This is a genomic window from Peptoniphilus mikwangii (genome assembly GCF_000468535.1).
In the GTDB taxonomy this organism is placed as follows: Bacteria; Bacillota; Clostridia; order Tissierellales; family Peptoniphilaceae; genus Anaerosphaera; species Anaerosphaera mikwangii.
In genome coordinates this window covers 290353-308427 of record NZ_AUQY01000002.1, presented here as the reverse complement: position 1 = coordinate 308427, position 18075 = coordinate 290353, and the positions used below count along the sequence as shown (strand labels likewise).

Annotated in this window: 16 protein-coding genes and 1 tRNA gene; 16 read left to right on the top strand and 1 reads right to left on the bottom strand. The window is 27.3% G+C overall.

Annotated features, from left to right (window positions below; all coding sequences use genetic code 11):
• The first annotated feature begins 2 nt into the window (after positions 1-2).
• From tgt to M915_RS01785, 16 genes are all read left to right on the top strand, one after another.
• Entirely contained in the window at positions 3-1133 is a 1131-nt protein-coding gene (gene tgt / locus M915_RS01860) for a tRNA guanosine(34) transglycosylase Tgt (RefSeq protein WP_036728837.1), read from the top strand.
• A 1-nt stretch (position 1134) separates the two neighbouring features.
• Complete coding sequence (yajC, locus tag M915_RS01855; RefSeq protein ID WP_009222183.1) at positions 1135-1431, top strand: preprotein translocase subunit YajC; 297 nt, start codon at positions 1135-1137, stop codon at positions 1429-1431.
• A gap of 12 nt (positions 1432-1443) precedes the next feature.
• Complete coding sequence (scfA, locus tag M915_RS01850) at positions 1444-1590, top strand: six-cysteine ranthipeptide SCIFF (protein WP_009222184.1); 147 nt, start codon at positions 1444-1446, stop codon at positions 1588-1590.
• Positions 1591-1634: 44 nt separating this feature from the next.
• The gene (gene scfB, locus M915_RS01845; protein WP_036728833.1) at positions 1635-2981 is read left to right on the top strand and encodes a thioether cross-link-forming SCIFF peptide maturase; all 1347 of its coding nucleotides are present in this window, start codon (positions 1635-1637) and stop codon (positions 2979-2981) included.
• Between the two features lie 394 nt (positions 2982-3375).
• On the top strand, positions 3376-5145 hold the full coding sequence (recJ, locus tag M915_RS01840) for a single-stranded-DNA-specific exonuclease RecJ (RefSeq protein ID WP_036728830.1): 1770 nt from the start codon (positions 3376-3378) through the stop codon (positions 5143-5145).
• Positions 5142-7283 (top strand): RelA/SpoT family protein, encoded by a 2142-nt coding sequence (locus tag M915_RS01835; protein ID WP_009222187.1) that lies wholly within the window; start codon positions 5142-5144, stop codon positions 7281-7283. Before recJ ends, M915_RS01835 begins: the two co-directional genes overlap by 4 nt.
• An 8-nt stretch (positions 7284-7291) precedes the next feature.
• Positions 7292-7741, top strand: coding sequence for a D-aminoacyl-tRNA deacylase (dtd, locus tag M915_RS01830; protein WP_036728828.1), 450 nt, complete (start codon positions 7292-7294; stop codon positions 7739-7741).
• Positions 7742-7750: 9 nt separating this feature from the next.
• Complete coding sequence (locus M915_RS01825; protein ID WP_036728826.1) at positions 7751-8386, top strand: MBL fold metallo-hydrolase; 636 nt, start codon at positions 7751-7753, stop codon at positions 8384-8386.
• Entirely contained in the window at positions 8379-9761 is a 1383-nt protein-coding gene (hemZ, locus tag M915_RS01820) for a coproporphyrinogen dehydrogenase HemZ (RefSeq protein WP_036728823.1), read from the top strand. The genes M915_RS01825 and hemZ overlap by 8 nt, the downstream gene beginning before the upstream one ends.
• A gap of 8 nt (positions 9762-9769) precedes the next feature.
• The gene (locus M915_RS01815) at positions 9770-11305 is read left to right on the top strand and encodes a Mur ligase family protein (protein WP_036728822.1); all 1536 of its coding nucleotides are present in this window, start codon (positions 9770-9772) and stop codon (positions 11303-11305) included.
• 249 nt (positions 11306-11554) lie between these two features.
• Positions 11555-13330, top strand: a complete 1776-nt coding sequence (gene aspS / locus M915_RS01810; protein WP_036728819.1) for an aspartate--tRNA ligase — start codon at positions 11555-11557, stop codon at positions 13328-13330.
• A gap of 10 nt (positions 13331-13340) precedes the next feature.
• Entirely contained in the window at positions 13341-13763 is a 423-nt protein-coding gene (locus M915_RS01805) for a SoxR reducing system RseC family protein (RefSeq protein WP_036728816.1), read from the top strand.
• A 2-nt stretch (positions 13764-13765) separates the two neighbouring features.
• A complete protein-coding gene (locus M915_RS01800) occupies positions 13766-14617 on the top strand; it encodes a hypothetical protein (protein WP_036728813.1) in 852 nt (283 codons plus the stop codon).
• Positions 14601-15764, top strand: coding sequence for a hypothetical protein (locus M915_RS01795; protein ID WP_036728811.1), 1164 nt, complete (start codon positions 14601-14603; stop codon positions 15762-15764). Before M915_RS01800 ends, M915_RS01795 begins: the two co-directional genes overlap by 17 nt.
• Before the next feature lie 16 nt (positions 15765-15780).
• Positions 15781-15857 (top strand) — tRNA-Arg (locus M915_RS01790).
• Positions 15858-15871: 14 nt separating this feature from the next.
• Positions 15872-16906, top strand: coding sequence for an enoyl-CoA hydratase/isomerase family protein (locus tag M915_RS01785; RefSeq protein WP_036728808.1), 1035 nt, complete (start codon positions 15872-15874; stop codon positions 16904-16906).
• Positions 16907-16936: 30 nt separating this feature from the next.
• Here the strand turns inward: M915_RS01785 and ychF are convergent, their stop codons facing one another.
• A complete protein-coding gene (ychF, locus tag M915_RS01780) occupies positions 16937-18031 on the bottom strand; it encodes a redox-regulated ATPase YchF (protein WP_036728806.1) in 1095 nt (364 codons plus the stop codon).
• Positions 18032-18075 lie beyond the last annotated feature (44 nt).

Genomic DNA, 18075 nt, shown 5'->3' with positions numbered 1-18075 from the left:
TTATGTTTGAATTTGAACTTATTAAAGAGTCTAAAGAATGCAAGGCAAGATTGGGCAAAATAAAAACTACTCATGGTGAGATAGAAACACCTATATTTATGCCTGTTGGTACAAGAGCGACAGTAAAAACTATGACGCCCGAAGAACTTAAAGAGCTTGAAGCTCAAATTATTTTATCAAATACTTATCACTTATATTTAAAGCCGGGTATGGAAATAATAGAAAAAGCTGGTGGGCTTCATAAGTTTATGAATTGGGATAAACCGATTTTGACAGATAGCGGAGGTTTTCAGGTATTTAGTTTAAGTAACAACAGGAAGATATCGGAAGAAGGAGTTGAATTTAGATCGCATATTGACGGATCTAAAAAATTTTTATCTCCGGAAATATCTGTTGATATCCAAAATACATTAGGTTCTGATATTATGATGTGTTTTGATGAATGTGCTCCATATCCGTCGAGTTATGAATATATTTTAAATTCTATGAATAGAACTACACGATGGGCTAGGAGATGTAAAGATCATCATAAAAATGTTGATAATCAGGCTTTATTTGGAATAATACAAGGTGGAATGTATAAGGATTTAAGAGAAATTTCTGCAAAAGATTTAGTAGCACTTGATTTTCCCGGATATGCGGTTGGAGGATTAAGTGTTGGAGAACCTCTTGAACTGATGAATGAAATACTTGATTTTACAACTGATTTCATGCCTAAGAATAAACCTAGATATTTGATGGGTGTAGGTTCTCCTGATTATTTATTTGAAGCTGTTGAAAGAGGAATAGATATGGCGGATTGTGTATTACCTACAAGAATAGCTAGAAATGGTACTGTTATTACATCAAAAGGGAAACTTGTAATAAAAAATGCTAAATATAAAGATGATTTTACTCCGATTGATGATGAATGCGATTGTTATACATGTAAAAATTATTCGAGAGCATATATACGTCATTTATTCAATGTAGACGAAATTTTAGCATTGCGTCTTGCCACTATTCATAATCTACATTTTTTAATTAATTTAATGAAAAAAATAAGAGAATCTATAAAAAATGATACTTTCATGGAATTTAAAGATGACTTTTATAATAAATACGGTTATAATAAAGTAAGAAGGGAGTTTTAATATGGATCCAAAAATAGCACAAATGTTAAGCTCGGTAGGTCCATTAGTTGTTGTTGTAATAGTATTTTACTTCTTTATGATTAGACCTCAAAAGAAAAAAGAAAATGAAATAAAATCAATGAGAGCTAATCTTAAAGTTGGAGATGATATAATAACTATTGGTGGAATAATTGGAAAAGTTGTTCTTGTTAAAGAGGACTATGTTGTAATTGAATCTTCAGGAAATAAATCAAGAATTGATGTTATGAAATGGGGAATTAATTCGGTAATAGCTAATAAGAATGATTTAAAGGCTTAAATGGAGGTACTTATGAAACACGTTAAGACATTAACAACTAAAAGATTAAAAGATACTTTTGCAAAAGGTGGATGTGGAGAATGTCAAACATCATGTCAATCTGCTTGCAAAACTTCTTGCACAGTTGGAAATCAAAAGTGCGAAAATTCTAATCAATAAGAGGGTTGGGTTAACCACCCTTTTATTTTATTAATGGGGGAAAAATGGGAAGTATTCATAAATTTTTTTTAAATGATAAATATATAGTATTAGATATAGCGAGTGGTTCAGTTCATGTAGTTGATGAAATAATATATGATTTAATAGGAGATTTTTTAAGTTTAGATGAATCTGAATTATATAAAAAATATGCTTTAAAATACGATTATGAGTCAATAAGAGAGGCTATTTCAGAGATTAATGCTTTAAAAGAAGATGAAGTTTTGTTTACTGAAGACAAAAGACTTTTTAAGCCTATATATAATCCTGATAATATAGTAAAGGCAATGTGTCTTCATGTTGCTCATGATTGTAATTTAAGATGTAAATATTGCTTTGCTTCACAAGGGGATTTTAATGGGAAAAGACTTCTTATGGACGAAGAAACAGGTAAAAAAGCACTTGATTTTATTTTAAAAAATTCAGGAAATAGAAAAAACTTAGAAGTTGATTTCTTTGGAGGGGAACCTCTAATGAATTTTGAATTAGTAAAAAAATTAGTTAATTATGGAAGAGATGAAGAAAAAAAATATAATAAGCACTTTAGATTTACAATTACAACTAATGGAGTGTTATTAAGAGATGACGTAATAGATTATATAAATGAAAATATGGATAATGTAGTTCTTTCATTAGATGGAAGAAAATGTGTTAATGATTATATGAGACCGACAATTTCCAAAAAAGGTTCTTATGACATTATAGTTCCTAAATTTAAAAAGTTAGTAGATAAAAGAAGAGATAAAGATTATTATATTCGCGGGACATTTACTAATGAAAACTTAGATTTTTCTCAAGATTTAATGGAATATTACAATCTGGGATTTAAAAAAACATCTATAGAACCTGTAGTTACAGATGAAAAAGAAGAATATGCAATTAGGGAAGAACATCTTGAAAAGATATTAAATGAATATGAAAAAATGAGTAAAGATTATATTGAAATCAGAAAAAAGGATCCTGATTTTAAGTTCTTCCATTTTATGATAGATTTGACTCAGGGACCATGCATAATTAAGAGAACTGTGGGATGTGGAGCAGGGTCTGAATATGTAGCTGTAACACCGGAAGGAGATATATATCCTTGCCATCAATTTGTAGGAGAAGAACAATTTAAACTTGGAAATGTAGATGAAGGAATACTAAATACTGAGTTAAGAGATAATTTTAAATGTTCAAATGTATTTACAAAGGAAGATTGCTATGAGTGTTGGGCTAGATATTATTGTAGCGGCGGATGTCATGCAAACGCATATTATGCAAATAATGATTTAAAAAAGCCTTATAAAATAGGTTGTGAAATGGAAAAGAAGAGAATAGAATGTGCTATATCAATACTTGCAAATGAATAACAATATTATATTGTCATGTAAAAGTTAACATATATATTTTTGAAAAATTAATTAAAGTGAATAAAGTGGTATTAAAAAAAGCAGCAAATCAAAAAAGATTTGCTGCTTTTTTAAGTTAAATAACAGAGCATAGACAAATTATAATTAATAAGTAATATTGTGCAATAAACTTAATTTTACGGTAAAAATATTGTTTAATGAAATTAAAGAATTAAAGCTTTATAAGCAAGAAGAAAATAATAATCAGAAAGTGTTAAGCAAGTTTAATCTATTTATAAATAAAATTTTTTACAAATATATAAAATACGTGATTAACAAAGTACAATAGATTTAATTTAATTTAATTTTGTGGTATACTTAATTTTAATTATAACGATAACTTTTTGGTGATTATATGGAAAAATGGTTTCTTAAAAATACAAAAGACCTAACTTTAGATTATGAAAAATTAAATATTAATAAATATATATGTAATATACTTTTTAATAGAGATATAGATACAGAAGAAAAATTGGAAAAATTTTTAAATCCAAATTTAGAAGATCTTCATACGCCATTACTTTTACCGGATTTGATAAAAGCTGCAAATATACTTATAAATTCTGTAGCTACTAATAAAAAAATCAGAATTATTGGAGACTATGATGTAGATGGCGTTATGAGCACTTACATATTATATAAGGGGCTTAGTTATTTAAAAGCAAATGTTGATTATAGGATACCAAATAGAGTAAGCGATGGATATGGAATAAATTTAAGATTAATAGATGAAGCAAGGACAGATGGAATTGATTTAATAATAACATGTGATAATGGAATAGCGGCAAGAGATGAGATTCAATATGCTGTTGAAAACGGTATAGGTGTAATAATTACAGATCATCATGAAGTTCCTGTAGATACTGAAAAAAAAGAATTACTTCCTAATGCTCTTGCGATAGTGGATCCTAAAAGAGAATCATCTAAATATCCATTTAGAGAAATTTGCGGAGCTACTGTTGCATATAAACTTATAACATATTTGTATAAAATAAATGGAATTGAAGATGAGAAATTGTATAGTGATTTTTTAGAATTTGTTGCTATAGCTACCATATGTGATGTGATGCCGCTTATAGATGAAAATAGAGTATTGGTTTTTAAGGGATTGGAATATTTAAATAAAACTAAAAATAGTGGAATTAAAGCAATTATAAATGCTGCTGATTTAAGCAATAATTTAATTTCAGCGTATCATATAGGTTTTATAATAGGTCCTACGATAAATTCAAGTGGCAGACTTGAAAGTGCAGATATTGCCGTTAAGTTGTTATTGGAAGAAGATTATAATGTAGCTTTGAAATATGCTACTTATTTAAGAGAACTTAATTCGAAGCGTCAAAAATTGACTGATGATGGCTTTGAAAAAATAGATAAGATAGTAAATGAATTTAATTTATTAGAAAAATTTCCTGTTTTGATTTTAAGGGATAAAGAAATAGATGAGAGCGTTATTGGAATTATAGCAGGTAGAATAAAAGAAAAATACAATAGACCTGCTATAATACTTACAACATCAAAAGATGAATTAAAAGGTTCAGGAAGAAGTATTGAAGGATTTAATTTATTTGAACATGTATCTGCATCAAAAGAGCTGTTAAGCAGATTTGGTGGGCATGCTATGGCATGTGGGCTTAGTCTTGAAGAAGAAAATTTTAAAAAATTTGTTATAGACGTAAATAATAAATCAAATCTTACCAAAGAAGATTTAATTAAGAAAGTTTATATAGATACTCAAATTAATCTTTCTGATGTAGATATATCTTTAGCTACAGACATTGAAAAATTAAATCCGTTTGGAAATGGAAATTCTAAACCTTTATTTGCAACCAGAGAATTAAGTATTAGAAAATTTAATGTATTCGGAAAAAATAAGAATGTAATAAAAATGGTAATAGGAGATTCTATTACTCAAAGGGATGCAATTCTATTTGAGAATATTGATGAATTTTTAGATAAAATATCAAAGTATTATAATCAGGATGAAATATATAAATTGAAAAATAATATGACAAATAATATTAAATTGGATATTACTTATATTCCTGAGATAAATAGTTTTAGAGGAAATGACAATATAGAATTGAAAATAAGTCATTATAGAGTAAGTGAGGGAGTAAAATGATAGAGGAATTATTAGAAAAAATAAAGATATATAATCCGTCAGTAGAAGTCGAACTTATAGAAGAGGCTTTTAATTTAGCCAGTGAACATCATAAAAAACAAAAAAGAAATTCCGGAGAACCATATATAGTTCATCCATTTAATGTTGCTTTAATACTTGCTGATATGAATATGGATACCGCTACAATAATAGCAGGTTTATTGCATGATACTATAGAAGATACAGATGTTACTTATGAGGATATAAAGAAAGAATTTGGAGTTGAGATTGCAGATTTAGTAGAAGGAGTTACTAAACTAAAAAAACTTAATTACCAAACTAAACAAGAAAAACAAGCTGAAAATATTAGAAAAATGGTTCTTGCAATGGCAAGAGATATAAGAGTAATTATAGTTAAGCTTGCAGATAGACTTCATAATATGAGAACTCTTGAATATATGACTGATGCCAAAAAACACGAAAAGGCTCTTGAGACACTTGAGATATATGCTCCTATTGCTGATAGATTGGGTATGAGTAAAATTAAATGGGAATTGGAAGATTTATCTCTTAGATATTTAGATCCGGAAAATTACTATCAGCTTGTTGAAATGGTAAATAAGAGGAGACACGAAAGAGAAGCTTTAATATCAAAAATTACTTTAGAAATTGAAAAAAATTTAAATAAAATAGGAATACATGCAGACATACATGGAAGACCTAAAAATTTCTATAGTATATATAAGAAAATGAAGATAAAGGGAAAAGCATTTGATGAAATATATGATTTATCTGCGGTTAGAGTTTTAGTTGATGATATTAAAGATTGTTATGGAGTTTTGGGTGTAGTGCATACACTTTGGAAACCTATCCCAGGAAGATTTAAGGACTATATAGCCATGCCTAAACCCAATAAATATCAATCATTGCATACTACAGTAATTGACAATAACGGTGAAACATTTGAAGTACAAATAAGAACTTTTGAAATGCATCAAACTGCTGAATATGGTATTGCCGCTCATTGGAAGTATAAAGCAGGGGTTTCTAAATCCACTTCGTTTGATGAAAATTTGACATGGCTTAGACAATTACTTGAATGGCAAAAAGATTTGAATGATCCTAATGATTTTATGGAGACTCTAAAAATAGATTTTTTTGCGGATGAAGTATTTATATTTACTCCAAGAGGAGATGTAATTAATTTACCTGAAGGTTCTACACCGATAGATTTTGCATATAGAATTCACTCTGCAGTTGGGAATAAGTGTACCGGTGCAAAAATTAACGGAAGAATAGTACCTCTTAACTATAAACTTAAAAGCGGAGATATTGTTGATGTTATAACTAATCCTAATTCCGGTCCGTCATTAGACTGGTTGAATATTGTAAAAAGTCCTCAAGCAAAGAAAAAAATAAGTCAATATTTTAAAATTAAGGATAGAGATAAAAATATTGAAAGAGGAAGAGACTCAATAGAAAAGGAAGCAAAAAAATTAGGATATAAAGTTTCAGATATAGTAAAAGAAGATTGGTTAGAAGATGTAAAAAATAAATTTAATTTACAAAGTTTAGATGATTTATATGCTGCAGTAGGTTTTGGGACAATAACTATTAATCAAGTTATGTCGAAACTTGTTGATTTATATAAAAAGTACAACAAAGATGATACACCTGTATTGCCTAAAACAACTCAAAGAGTTAATAAAGCATCTAAGGGCGGAGTTGTTGTAAAAGGTGTAGATAATGTAAAAGTTAGATTTGCAAAATGCTGTAATCCGGTTCCTGGGGATGATATTATAGGATATATAACTATAGGAAGAGGAATTTCTGTGCATAGAGCTGATTGTACAAATATAAAGGTATTAGATGAATCTGCAAGAATAATAGATGTAATTTGGGAAACAGAAGAAGGCGCAAGTTATAATGCTGAGATAGAAATAAAGGCACTCGATAAATCTAACGTAATTTCTGATGTTGCAAATAGAATAAATGAGTCAAAATTAATTCTTCATAGTTTAAATGCTCGATCAACAAAAGATGGAGATTTATTCTTAAATATTGTAGTTGAAATTCATACAATTGATGAACTTGTGAGATTAATTGAAAAAATTAAGAGAATAAATAATGTATTTGACGCTTATAGAGTTAAAGCATAGGAGGAAAAATGAGAGCAGTAGTTCAAAGGGTACTAGAAGCAAGTATTACTGTTGAAGGAGAAAAAATATCTGAAATAGGAAATGGATTATTAGTATTGCTTGGAATTGAAGAGCATGACAGTGATTCGGATTTTGAATATATTTTTAAGAAAGTTTTAAATTTAAGGGTTTTTGAAGATGAAAATGCTGTTATGAATTTAAGCCTTATAGATCAAAATAAAGAGCTTTTAGTTGTATCTCAATTTACTCTTTATGGAGATGTAAGAAAAGGAAATAGACCAAGTTATATTAGAGCTGCCAAGTTTGAAGATGGAATAAATTATTATAATAAATTTATTGAAAGAGCAAAGGAACTAAATATTTCTACATTTGGTGGAGAATATGGTGCTGATATGAAAGTACAATTAATAAATGATGGTCCTGTTACAATATTATTAGACAGTAACAAAGAATTTTAGGTGATAATTATGGATTTTAAAATAATCAGACTTACTTTAGGTGCATATCAAACTAACTGTTATATAATATTTGATAAGAATAATAATTCGGTGATAATTGATCCGGGCGCAGAAGCTAGAGCTATTATAAAAGAGATTGAAGATAGAAATTTAACGGTTGACAAGATAATATTGACACATGCTCACCCTGATCATTTTGGAGCTCTTGATGATGTTAGAAAACATTTTAATGTAAAGGCATTTTTAGGTAGAGACGACAATATTATGCTTGAAGACAGATCGTCTGAATTAAATCTTGTGTTAGGATTAAAGCCTAATAAAATATCTGCTGATGTTTTGGTAAAAGATGGTGACTTAATTTCATTTGGAGATAAATATTTCAAAGTTATATCTACCCCGGGTCATACTCCGGGAGGAATATGTTTATTAATTGGAAATGTTTTATTTTCCGGAGATACATTATTTTGCGGTTCAATAGGAAGAACTGATTTACCTGGTGGAGATTATGAAACAATTTTAGAATCACTTAAATTATTAATGCAATTACCTGATAACACTATAGTCTTACCGGGACACGGACCAGAAAGCAGTATAGAATACGAAAAACAAAATAATCCATTTATAAGAAGTATGAGAAATGATTAATGTTGTATGTGAAATTTTAACAGTTGCACATGAGGCATATGAATTTTTGAGATTAAAATTTCCTTCATACGAAAAAGAAGGGAATATTTTTGTTAATATCGATTTTGATAAAAATATTTTAGAAATAAGTTGTGATTTTTTAAAGAAAAAAGTTTTTATTGCAAAATGTGAAACATTAAAAGATAAAAAAGTTTTAATAAAGCAAATTCTTTTTGAAAATTTTGAAAATTATTTTGAAGTAAAAAATAAATGGGGTATTTTAACCGGAATAAGACCAACTAAATTAGCATTTAAATTACTCGAAAAAAACAGCCGAACTGAAGCTGAAAATATCTTAAAAAACACCTATTTAGTTTCTGATGAATCTATAAAACTTATTATGAATATTGTGGATTTAGAATCAAAAATAATATATCCGCTTAATAAAAACAGTTATAGCATTTATGTTCATATTCCGTTTTGCCCGAGCAAATGTTCATATTGTTCCTTTCAAACACTAAAATTGAATAAGGATGTTATAAAAAAATATGTAGATAAGTTAATTTGTGATTTAATAAATGAATCTAAATATTTTAAAAATCCGCCGAGAAGCATTTATATCGGTGGAGGAACACCTACATCTATTGATATATATTATTTAGAAAGCATTCTTAAAACCATTTTGAAATATTATGGGATTGCAGATGAATTTACAGTAGAATGTGGAAGACCTGATACAATAAATTTTGATGTTTTAGATATGCTTAAATATAATAAAGTAAATAGAATAAGTATAAACCCACAGTCTATGAGAGAAAAAACGCTTGATTTAATTGGTAGAAATCATACAATTTCTGAAATATATAATAGTTATAATTTAGCAAGAAAAGTTGGTTTTAATAGTATCAATATGGATTTAATAATAGGACTTCCGCAAGAAAAGTATAACGATGTGGAGTATAGTATTGATAAAATTTTAGAATTAAATCCTGAGAATATAACAGTTCATACTCTTGCTATAAAAAACGGTTCTGAGATATATGATAAAAATATTAAGCTTTCATCGAATATAGATTCAATAATAGAAATGACAAAAGATAAGCTTAAAATAAAAGGTTATAATCCATATTATATGTATAGACAAAAAAGAATGCTTGGTAATGGCGAAAATATAGGATATTCAAAAAATGGATTTGAATCGATATATAATGTATTAATAATGGAAGAAAAACATAGTATTATAGGCTTTGGAATGAGCAGCTCTACAAAAATATATTATCCTGATGAAAATAAACTTAAAACAATAATGAATTTTAGAAATATGAAAGATTATTTAAGTAGAGAAGACGAAATTTTTACTGTAAAGAAAAAAATATATGAAAAATTTGATTTTTAGGTGGATAAATGAATTTAAGAAAGATATTAAAAAATATTGAAATATTAGATACAAAGAATTTTATTGATTTTGATGTTGATATTAAAAAAATTTGTTACAATAGTAAATTTATAACTGAAAGCAGCTTATTTGTAGCTATAAAAGGATATATAACGGATGGACATAAATATATTTTACAAGCTTATGAAAAAGGTGCAGTTTGTGCTATAGTAGAAGATTTTATAGACTGTGAAATTCCTCAAATAAAAGTCGAAAATACCAGAATTGAACTTGCAAATGTTTCTAGAAATTTTTATGGTAATCCTTCTCAGGAATTAAATATCGTAGGCATTACAGCTACAAATGGGAAAACAACAACATCATTTATGCTTGATAAAATATATAATGATGCGGGATACAGAACAGGAATAATTGGTACAGTATATACTAAATATTCAGATATAACAATTCCGTCAGTATTAACAACGCCTGAGTCTTTAGAATTACAATCTTTTTTTAGAGATATGTTGAAAAAAAATATTGAAAAAGTCACAATGGAAGTATCGTCCTCTTCAGAAGAATTGTATAGAGTAAAAAATATTGATTTTAATATAGTGGCATTTAATAATTTCAGTCGTGAACATATAGATCAACATGGAAGCTTTGAAAAATATTATGAAGCAAAATCAAAACTTGTAAAAGAAGCTTCTGAAAATGCAGTTGCAATATTAAATATGGATTTTGATTACATAAAGGATTTATTAACTCAAACTAAGGCAAGAGTTATAACATACTCTTTAGAAAACAATGATTATGATTTTTCAATTTCTGAATTGGATTTAAGTACAGGATTTGGGAAATATATCTTTAATGTAAATAGAAATATTGATTTTAATGATTTTGTATTAAAAAAACAAAGTTTTGAAATAAATTTATCTGTAGCAGGGTATTCATCCGTAATGAATTCAGTTGCTGCAATAATAATTTCACTGGTTCAAAATATTGATGTAGATATTATAAAAAAATCAATATCAACATTTTCCGGAGTAGAAAGAAGATTTGAAATGATATACGATGAAAAATTTAAGATAATTGATGATCATTATGCAAACGTTAAAAATATAGATGTAACATTAGAGACGTTATCTAAAATGAAATATAAAAATTTTAGAATGTTATATGCTATAAGAGGAAACAGAGGTGTAAACCTAAATAGAGAAACTGCTGAAGAGACTGCAAAATGGTTAAAAAAATTAGATGCAAAAACTTTTTATGCTACTTTGAGTAAAGATACCGTTTCAAAAAAAGATGAAGTATCTAAAGAAGAACTGGAAATATTTTTGAATATAATGGAGAAATATAATATAAATGTGAAAGTTTTTGATAATTTAGAAAATTCTGTATATGAAATATTAAAAACGGCAGATAAGGGAGATGTTGTTTTATTTGCAGGCTGTCAAGGTATGGATAAAGGAGCAAAATTTGCATATAATTATTTAGAATCTAATAATTTAATGAAGGATGAAAATTATTTAAAAAATAAGATTAATAACAGAATTTGTTAATCTTGACACTTGATTTAAAGAACATTATAATAAAATTAAATACGATAGTTTAGAAAAAATTAATGAATCTTTTGTAGAGAGTGAACAGTTGGTGAAAGTTCATATAGATAAATTAATGGGACAACTTTACTGTAGAATATTCCGTAGATTTGCGTTAAAAATAGCAAGAGAGGTTTACCTAATTAGGGTGGTACCGCGAGTTTTTCCTCGTCCCTTATCGGACGGGGTATTTTTATATGGAGGTAACAAATGTTAGAAAATATTAAAGGATTAAAGAGAACTTATTATTGTGGAGAGTTAAGAGAGTCTAATATTGGGCAAGAAATAACTTTAATGGGTTGGATTGCAAAAGAAAGGAATTTAGGTTCTATAATATTTGCAGATTTAAGAGATAGAACAGGTATTGTGCAAATTGTATTTGATGATACTGTTGATAAAAATTTATTTGAAAAGGCTGTAAAACTTAGATCTGAATTTGTAGTTGCAGTTATTGGAAAAGTTAGAGAACGATCTTCTATTAACGATAAAATACCAACAGGTAAGATTGAACTTATAGCAAGTGAACTTAGAATATTAAATGAGTCAGAAGTTCCACCTATTTATATTAAGGATGATGACAATGTAACTGAAAATACAAGGTTAAAAAATAGAGCTTTAGATTTAAGAAAGCCATATATGCAAAAAAATTTAATGACAAGATCAAAGTTGTATAAAATAACAAGAGATTTTTACTATAATGAAGGATTTATGGAAATAGAAACACCAATGTTAACTAAACCTACCCCTGAAGGAGCGAGGGATTATTTAGTTCCAAGCAGAGTTAACCCTGGAAAATTTTATGCTCTTCCACAATCACCTCAATTAATGAAGCAACTCTTGATGGTATCCGGATTTGATAGATATATGCAAATTACAAAATGTTTTAGAGATGAAGATTTAAGAGCTAATAGACAACCTGAATTTACACAAATTGACTTGGAGATGAGTTTTGTTGAGGTTGATGATGTAATAGATATAAACGAGAGGTTTTTAAAATATGCATTTAAAGAAATGTTAAATATAGATATTGAACTTCCGCTTATGAGAATGAAGTATGCTGAAGCTATGGATAGATTCGGAGTTGATAAACCTGATTTAAGATTTGGACTTGAGCTTGTAAATATATCTGAATTAGTTAAAGAATGTGGATTTAAGGTATTTGAATCTTGTACTGATGAAGGCAAAAGTGTAAGAGGTATAAACATAAAAAATGGTGCTGAATTTTATTCAAGAAAAGCAATAGGAAAGCTTGAAGATTTTGTAAAAACATATGGTGCAAAAGGACTTGCATGGATAAAAGTAGAAGAAAACGGAATTAATTCTCCGATTTCCAAGTTTTTAAGTGAAGATGTTGTAAATGATATTATGAATAAATTGAAAGCTGAAATTGGAGACTTATTAGTGTTTGTAGCAGACAAAAATAACATAGTTTTTGACAGCTTAGGAAATCTTAGAAATTCAGTAGCTAAAGATATGAATTTAATAGATAAAGATGACTTCAAATTACTTTGGATAACAGAATTTCCTTTATTTGAATATGATGAAGACGAGCAAAGATATGTAGCTAAGCATCATCCATTTACTTCTCCTATGGATGAAGATTTAAATTTAATTGAAACAGCTCCACATCTTGCAAGAGCAAAAGCTTATGATATAGTAATAAATGGAGATGAAATGGGAGGCGGAAGTATAAGAATTAATAATCCTCAAATTCAAAGTAAAATGTTTAAAGCATTAGGATTTACAGAAGAAGAGGCTGAAGATAAATTTGGATTCTTACTTGAAGCATTTAAGTATGGTGCACCTCCTCATGGAGGATTAGCGTATGGGCTTGATAGATTAGTTATGACATTTACAAAATCTGATAATATTAGAGACGTAATAGCATTTCCGAAGACACAGTCTGCAACTTGTCTTTTAACTGGTGCTCCTACAGAACTATCCGATTTACAGTTAAATGAAGTTCATATAAAAGTTATAGAATAGAGGTGAAGTAATGGAACAGATGGGAGTTGTTGTAAAGGAATTAGGTGAACTTGTAGAAATACATTCTTTTAGACAGGCAGCCTGTGGTTCCAGTTGTGAAAGCTGCCATGCAAAGTGTGCAGAATCAAAGCTTTATGTGCTAAAGGCAAAAAATACTTTAGGACTTAAAGTTGGAGATAAAGTAAAAATAGAAACAAATTCAAAGAATGTAATTAAATATATACTATTAGTTTATGGACTTCCTTTAATATTTTTTTTATTTGGAATTGTGATAAGTTATAATATATTTAATAAATATTCTATTGATAATGCACAGATTCTTAGCTTTATAATAGCTGTCTTAACTACAGGATTAGCTTTTTATATCATTAAGAAAATTGATGTTAAATATGAAAATAATAAATTTGATGTTATTGTATTAAAAAGGTGTTAGATATGAAAAAACAATCTAAAATTTTATATGCATTTACCATACTTTCGATTATTTTATTGATAATCATCTCTTGTTTTTGTGGATATTCTTATTTAAATGTCAAAAATATCCATAAAATTGAAGAAGAAAATACTTCACTAAATAATAAACTTGTAGAGCTTTTAAAAGTTGAAGAGCAATTAAAGACGGAAAGTAATAACGAAAATTTAAACCTTGAAAAATTAAGTTTAGATTTTTCATCTAAATACGGATATGATTATACTCAGAAAGAGGAAAATATAATAAAGCTTGAGATAGAAAATTTAAAAGCTGCAAATGTATCAATAAAAAAGCAGCTAAAAGATGAAATAAAAAAATATTCTAAATATTATTCTGGGGACTATTATAAAAATGAATCATTAGATGCTATTATATCTAAGCTTGTAAATTTAAATAATATGAATGGAGCAGAATATTTAAATACTAATTTATATACTGAATTAAAAATATCAAATTTTATAAGAAATGCTAAATTGAGTGGTACAATAAAATATTTAAGTTCAATTAACAATGATAATCCTGAAATCAATTTACTTTTATTTACAACAGCTTTATATTCCAAGGACTTAAATGAGATAGGAAATGATTTGAGCGATATAGATGAAAATTTAAATAAGATATATGCTCAAATCATTTCTACTGAGGAAATATTTAGCAACTTAGAAAAATATGGAGTTAATACAGGAAATTTGTCTTCAAAAAATTTAAGTTTATTAAAAAACAATTGTGGAGATTTAATAAGACAATATTATGAAAATAAAGGTGTTATTGAAATTTTAACTAATATAGGTGATAAAAATGAAAAATCTAAGTAATAAATTTCTTTTTTTGATTTTATTGACTATGTTGTTAACTTCTTTTGCGTTGGGATATTTTGGGTATATAAATTTTAAAAAAATAAACTCAGTTCAGCTAGTTTACAAAGAGAAAAATAAAACTCTTAAAGAGGATATAAAGCTTAAAGAGGATAATATTAATTCAATAAAATCAAAACTTGATTTATTAAAAGAGCAGGTAAAAGAGATAAATGAAATAGATAATAAATATAGCAAAATACAACTTCCGGACAGTGAATCTTCTGTAATGGGATATGAGTCATATATTTTAAAAATTTTTAAACCTAATTATGACATATCAAGATATAAGTCAATATCTGAAAAAACGAACAGCTACAGGAAATTAATAGCAACGTTTTTTGGAGATGATGAAGTAATGGACCTTGAAGAAGCTAAAAGTAATATTCTTATAGGAAATATTTTGATGAATGATAAAATATTTTCATATTTAAATGAGAAAGTTGTAGAAAATAATAACAGAATTTTTAAGAAAATAGGTCTATACAAATATTTAGAAAAAACTAATAATTTTTTTATTAAATATGTAATTTTTGAAAAAATAAGTGAAGAAAAATCAAGTCAAGTAGAAGCCTATACTCCTTTAGAAATGAAAGAATTTTCAAGTAATATACTTTATTTAAAGGATGAACTTATCGGAATATATGATAATGCATTGTATCCTGATGAGAAGAATATTTTATATTTAAATGATATAAAAAATGCTGTAAATGAAGAAAAAAAATCTATTAATTACACTGATAATTTCAAAAAATATAGTTATAGTATTGATACAATAAAAGACATGTATAATTGCATGACACTATCAATAGATATAAATAGTCAAAATATTGATTATTTGAATGGATATGATATTTTAGACAAAACTTTTGAAATTGAAAATAATATTCAAGTTTTAAGATATTTAACTGACAACAGAAAGAGATTGTATCTAATTGAAGAGAGATCAAATGGTAAGCCAATTAAATTAGTTTACTTTTCAGCAAGTGGCAAGCCTTATTTTGAGCTGGATATTCAAAATTATAAGGGAATTTATTTTAATTTTGAAAAAACCAAAGAAATAAAGAATAAATATAATGAGGCAATAAAACTCTATAACAAATTTTAGTGTTATAGAGCGTTTTGTGCCTGTAGCTTAATTGGATAAAGCAGCAGCTTCCGAAGCTGAAGATTGGGGGTTCGAATCCCTTCAGGCATACCAAAAGAGGAAATTGAATGTATGTAAATAAAATAATATCAAATAATATAGGGTATTTAATCTTAAACAGAACAAAAAAATTAAATGCTTTAAATATTGATATGATTAGAGAATTAAGAGAAAAATATTGTGACTTTATAAAAAATGACAATGTAAAAATTATAGTTTTAAAAGGAAATAATAATAAAAATTTTTGTGCAGGCGGAGACATTGTAACCTTGTATAAGGAATATATTATAAATAATAACAGTCCTATGTTTTTCTTTGAAGAAGAATTTGAACTTGATTATTTATTATTTAATTCAAAAAAACCGATAATATCTTTTATATCAGGAATAACAATGGGTGGAGGAGTAGGTCTTTCTATTACAAGCAGTATAGTTGTTGCAGATGATACTACAAAATGGGCTATGCCCGAAACAAGACTTGGAATGATACCTGATGTTGGAGTTGGATATTATTTTTCTAAAATTGAAAAACCATTAGCATTATATATTTCCCTACTTGGAAATATATTATTTGGATCAGATTTAACAAAACTTAATATTGCAGATTTTTATATAAAAAATAGCAGCATAAGAAATATAGAGATAGAGTTAGAACAATTTGATTTTAAAAATTTAAGTTTTGATGAAATGGTTTTTAATGCAAAACATATAATATCAAAATATAAAATCAAGGAAGATTATATTGATTTGAGCATTAGTTCTGATAAGATTAATAATCATTTTGATAAAAATGAATTAAGTGATATTTTTAATTCTTTAAAAGAGGGCAATGATAAATTCTCCATAGATACATTAAATGAATTAAATAATAAATGTCCTTTATCTTTGCAAATGACATTTTTAAAATATTTTAAATGTAAAAATATTTCTATTTTAGACACATATATGTTAGATTTAAAATTATTAAAATATTGTTATGAAATTGGAAATATGAAAGAAGGAATAAGGGGAGTAATGATTGATAAAGAATATATTCCGGCATTCAAGCCGCACAGTTATAAAGAAGTAAATATTAAATTAATAGATAAATTACTAAAAATATAAAAGCAGCTTTATAAAGCTGCTTTTATATTTTTAAACGTTAAATTTAAAGACTACAACATCTCCATCTTGCATTATATATTCTTTACCTTCGCTTCGTATAAGCCCTTTTTCTCTAGCCGATGCCATTGATCCACAGCTTATTAAATCGTCATAGGATATAGTTTCTGCCTTTATAAATCCTCTTTCGATATCAGAGTGAATTTTACCTGCAGCCTGAGGAGCTTTAGAACCTTTAATAATTGTCCAAGCTCTTGATTCCATAGGTCCTGTAGTTAAGAAACTAATTAATCCAAGTAATTTATAGCTTGATTTTATTAGTTTATCAAGTCCAGAGCTATCAAGACCAAGTTCTTTTAAAAACATTTCTTTTTCATCATCATCCAAAGATTGAATTTCTGCTTCAATAGCAGCACTGATTACAACGGTTTCATCACCTTGTGATGTAGCATACTCTCTTACTTTTTTTACAAATTTATTTTCGTCAATGTTAGATGAGATGTCATCTTCAGAAACATTTGCAACATATATTATTGGTTTTGAACTCAATAGAGCATAATTTTTTATAAGCTTTTCTTCATCTTCACTTAATTTTACATTTCTTGCAGGTTTACCTTTTTCAAGAACATCTTTTAATTTTTTTAAAAGCTCTACTTCCGGAAGAAGTTTTTTATCACCTTTTAACTGTTTTTCTGTTTTAGATAATCTTTTTTCAATTTGTTCAAGATCAGAGAAAATAAGTTCTAAATTTATATTTTCAATATCTCTTAACGGATCTACACTTCCATCAACATGTATTATATTTTCATTTTCAAAGCATCTTACAACATGTACTATGGCATCTACTTCTCTTATGTTTGATAGGAACTGATTTCCGAGTCCTTCACCCTTACTTGCACCCTTAACCAATCCGGCAATATCAAAAAATTCTATATTTGTATATACTGTCTTATCTGAATTGCTCATTTCACTTAATACTTTTAAGCGTTCGTCTGGAACATTTACTACTCCGATATTAGGCTCAATTGTAGCAAAAGGATAATTAGCAGCTTCTGCACCGGCTTTTGTTAATGCATTAAATAGAGTAGATTTTCCAACATTTGGAAGTCCTACTATTCCTAATTTCATCTAATCGCCTCATTTATTATTTTATAGGCTAATATTATATCATA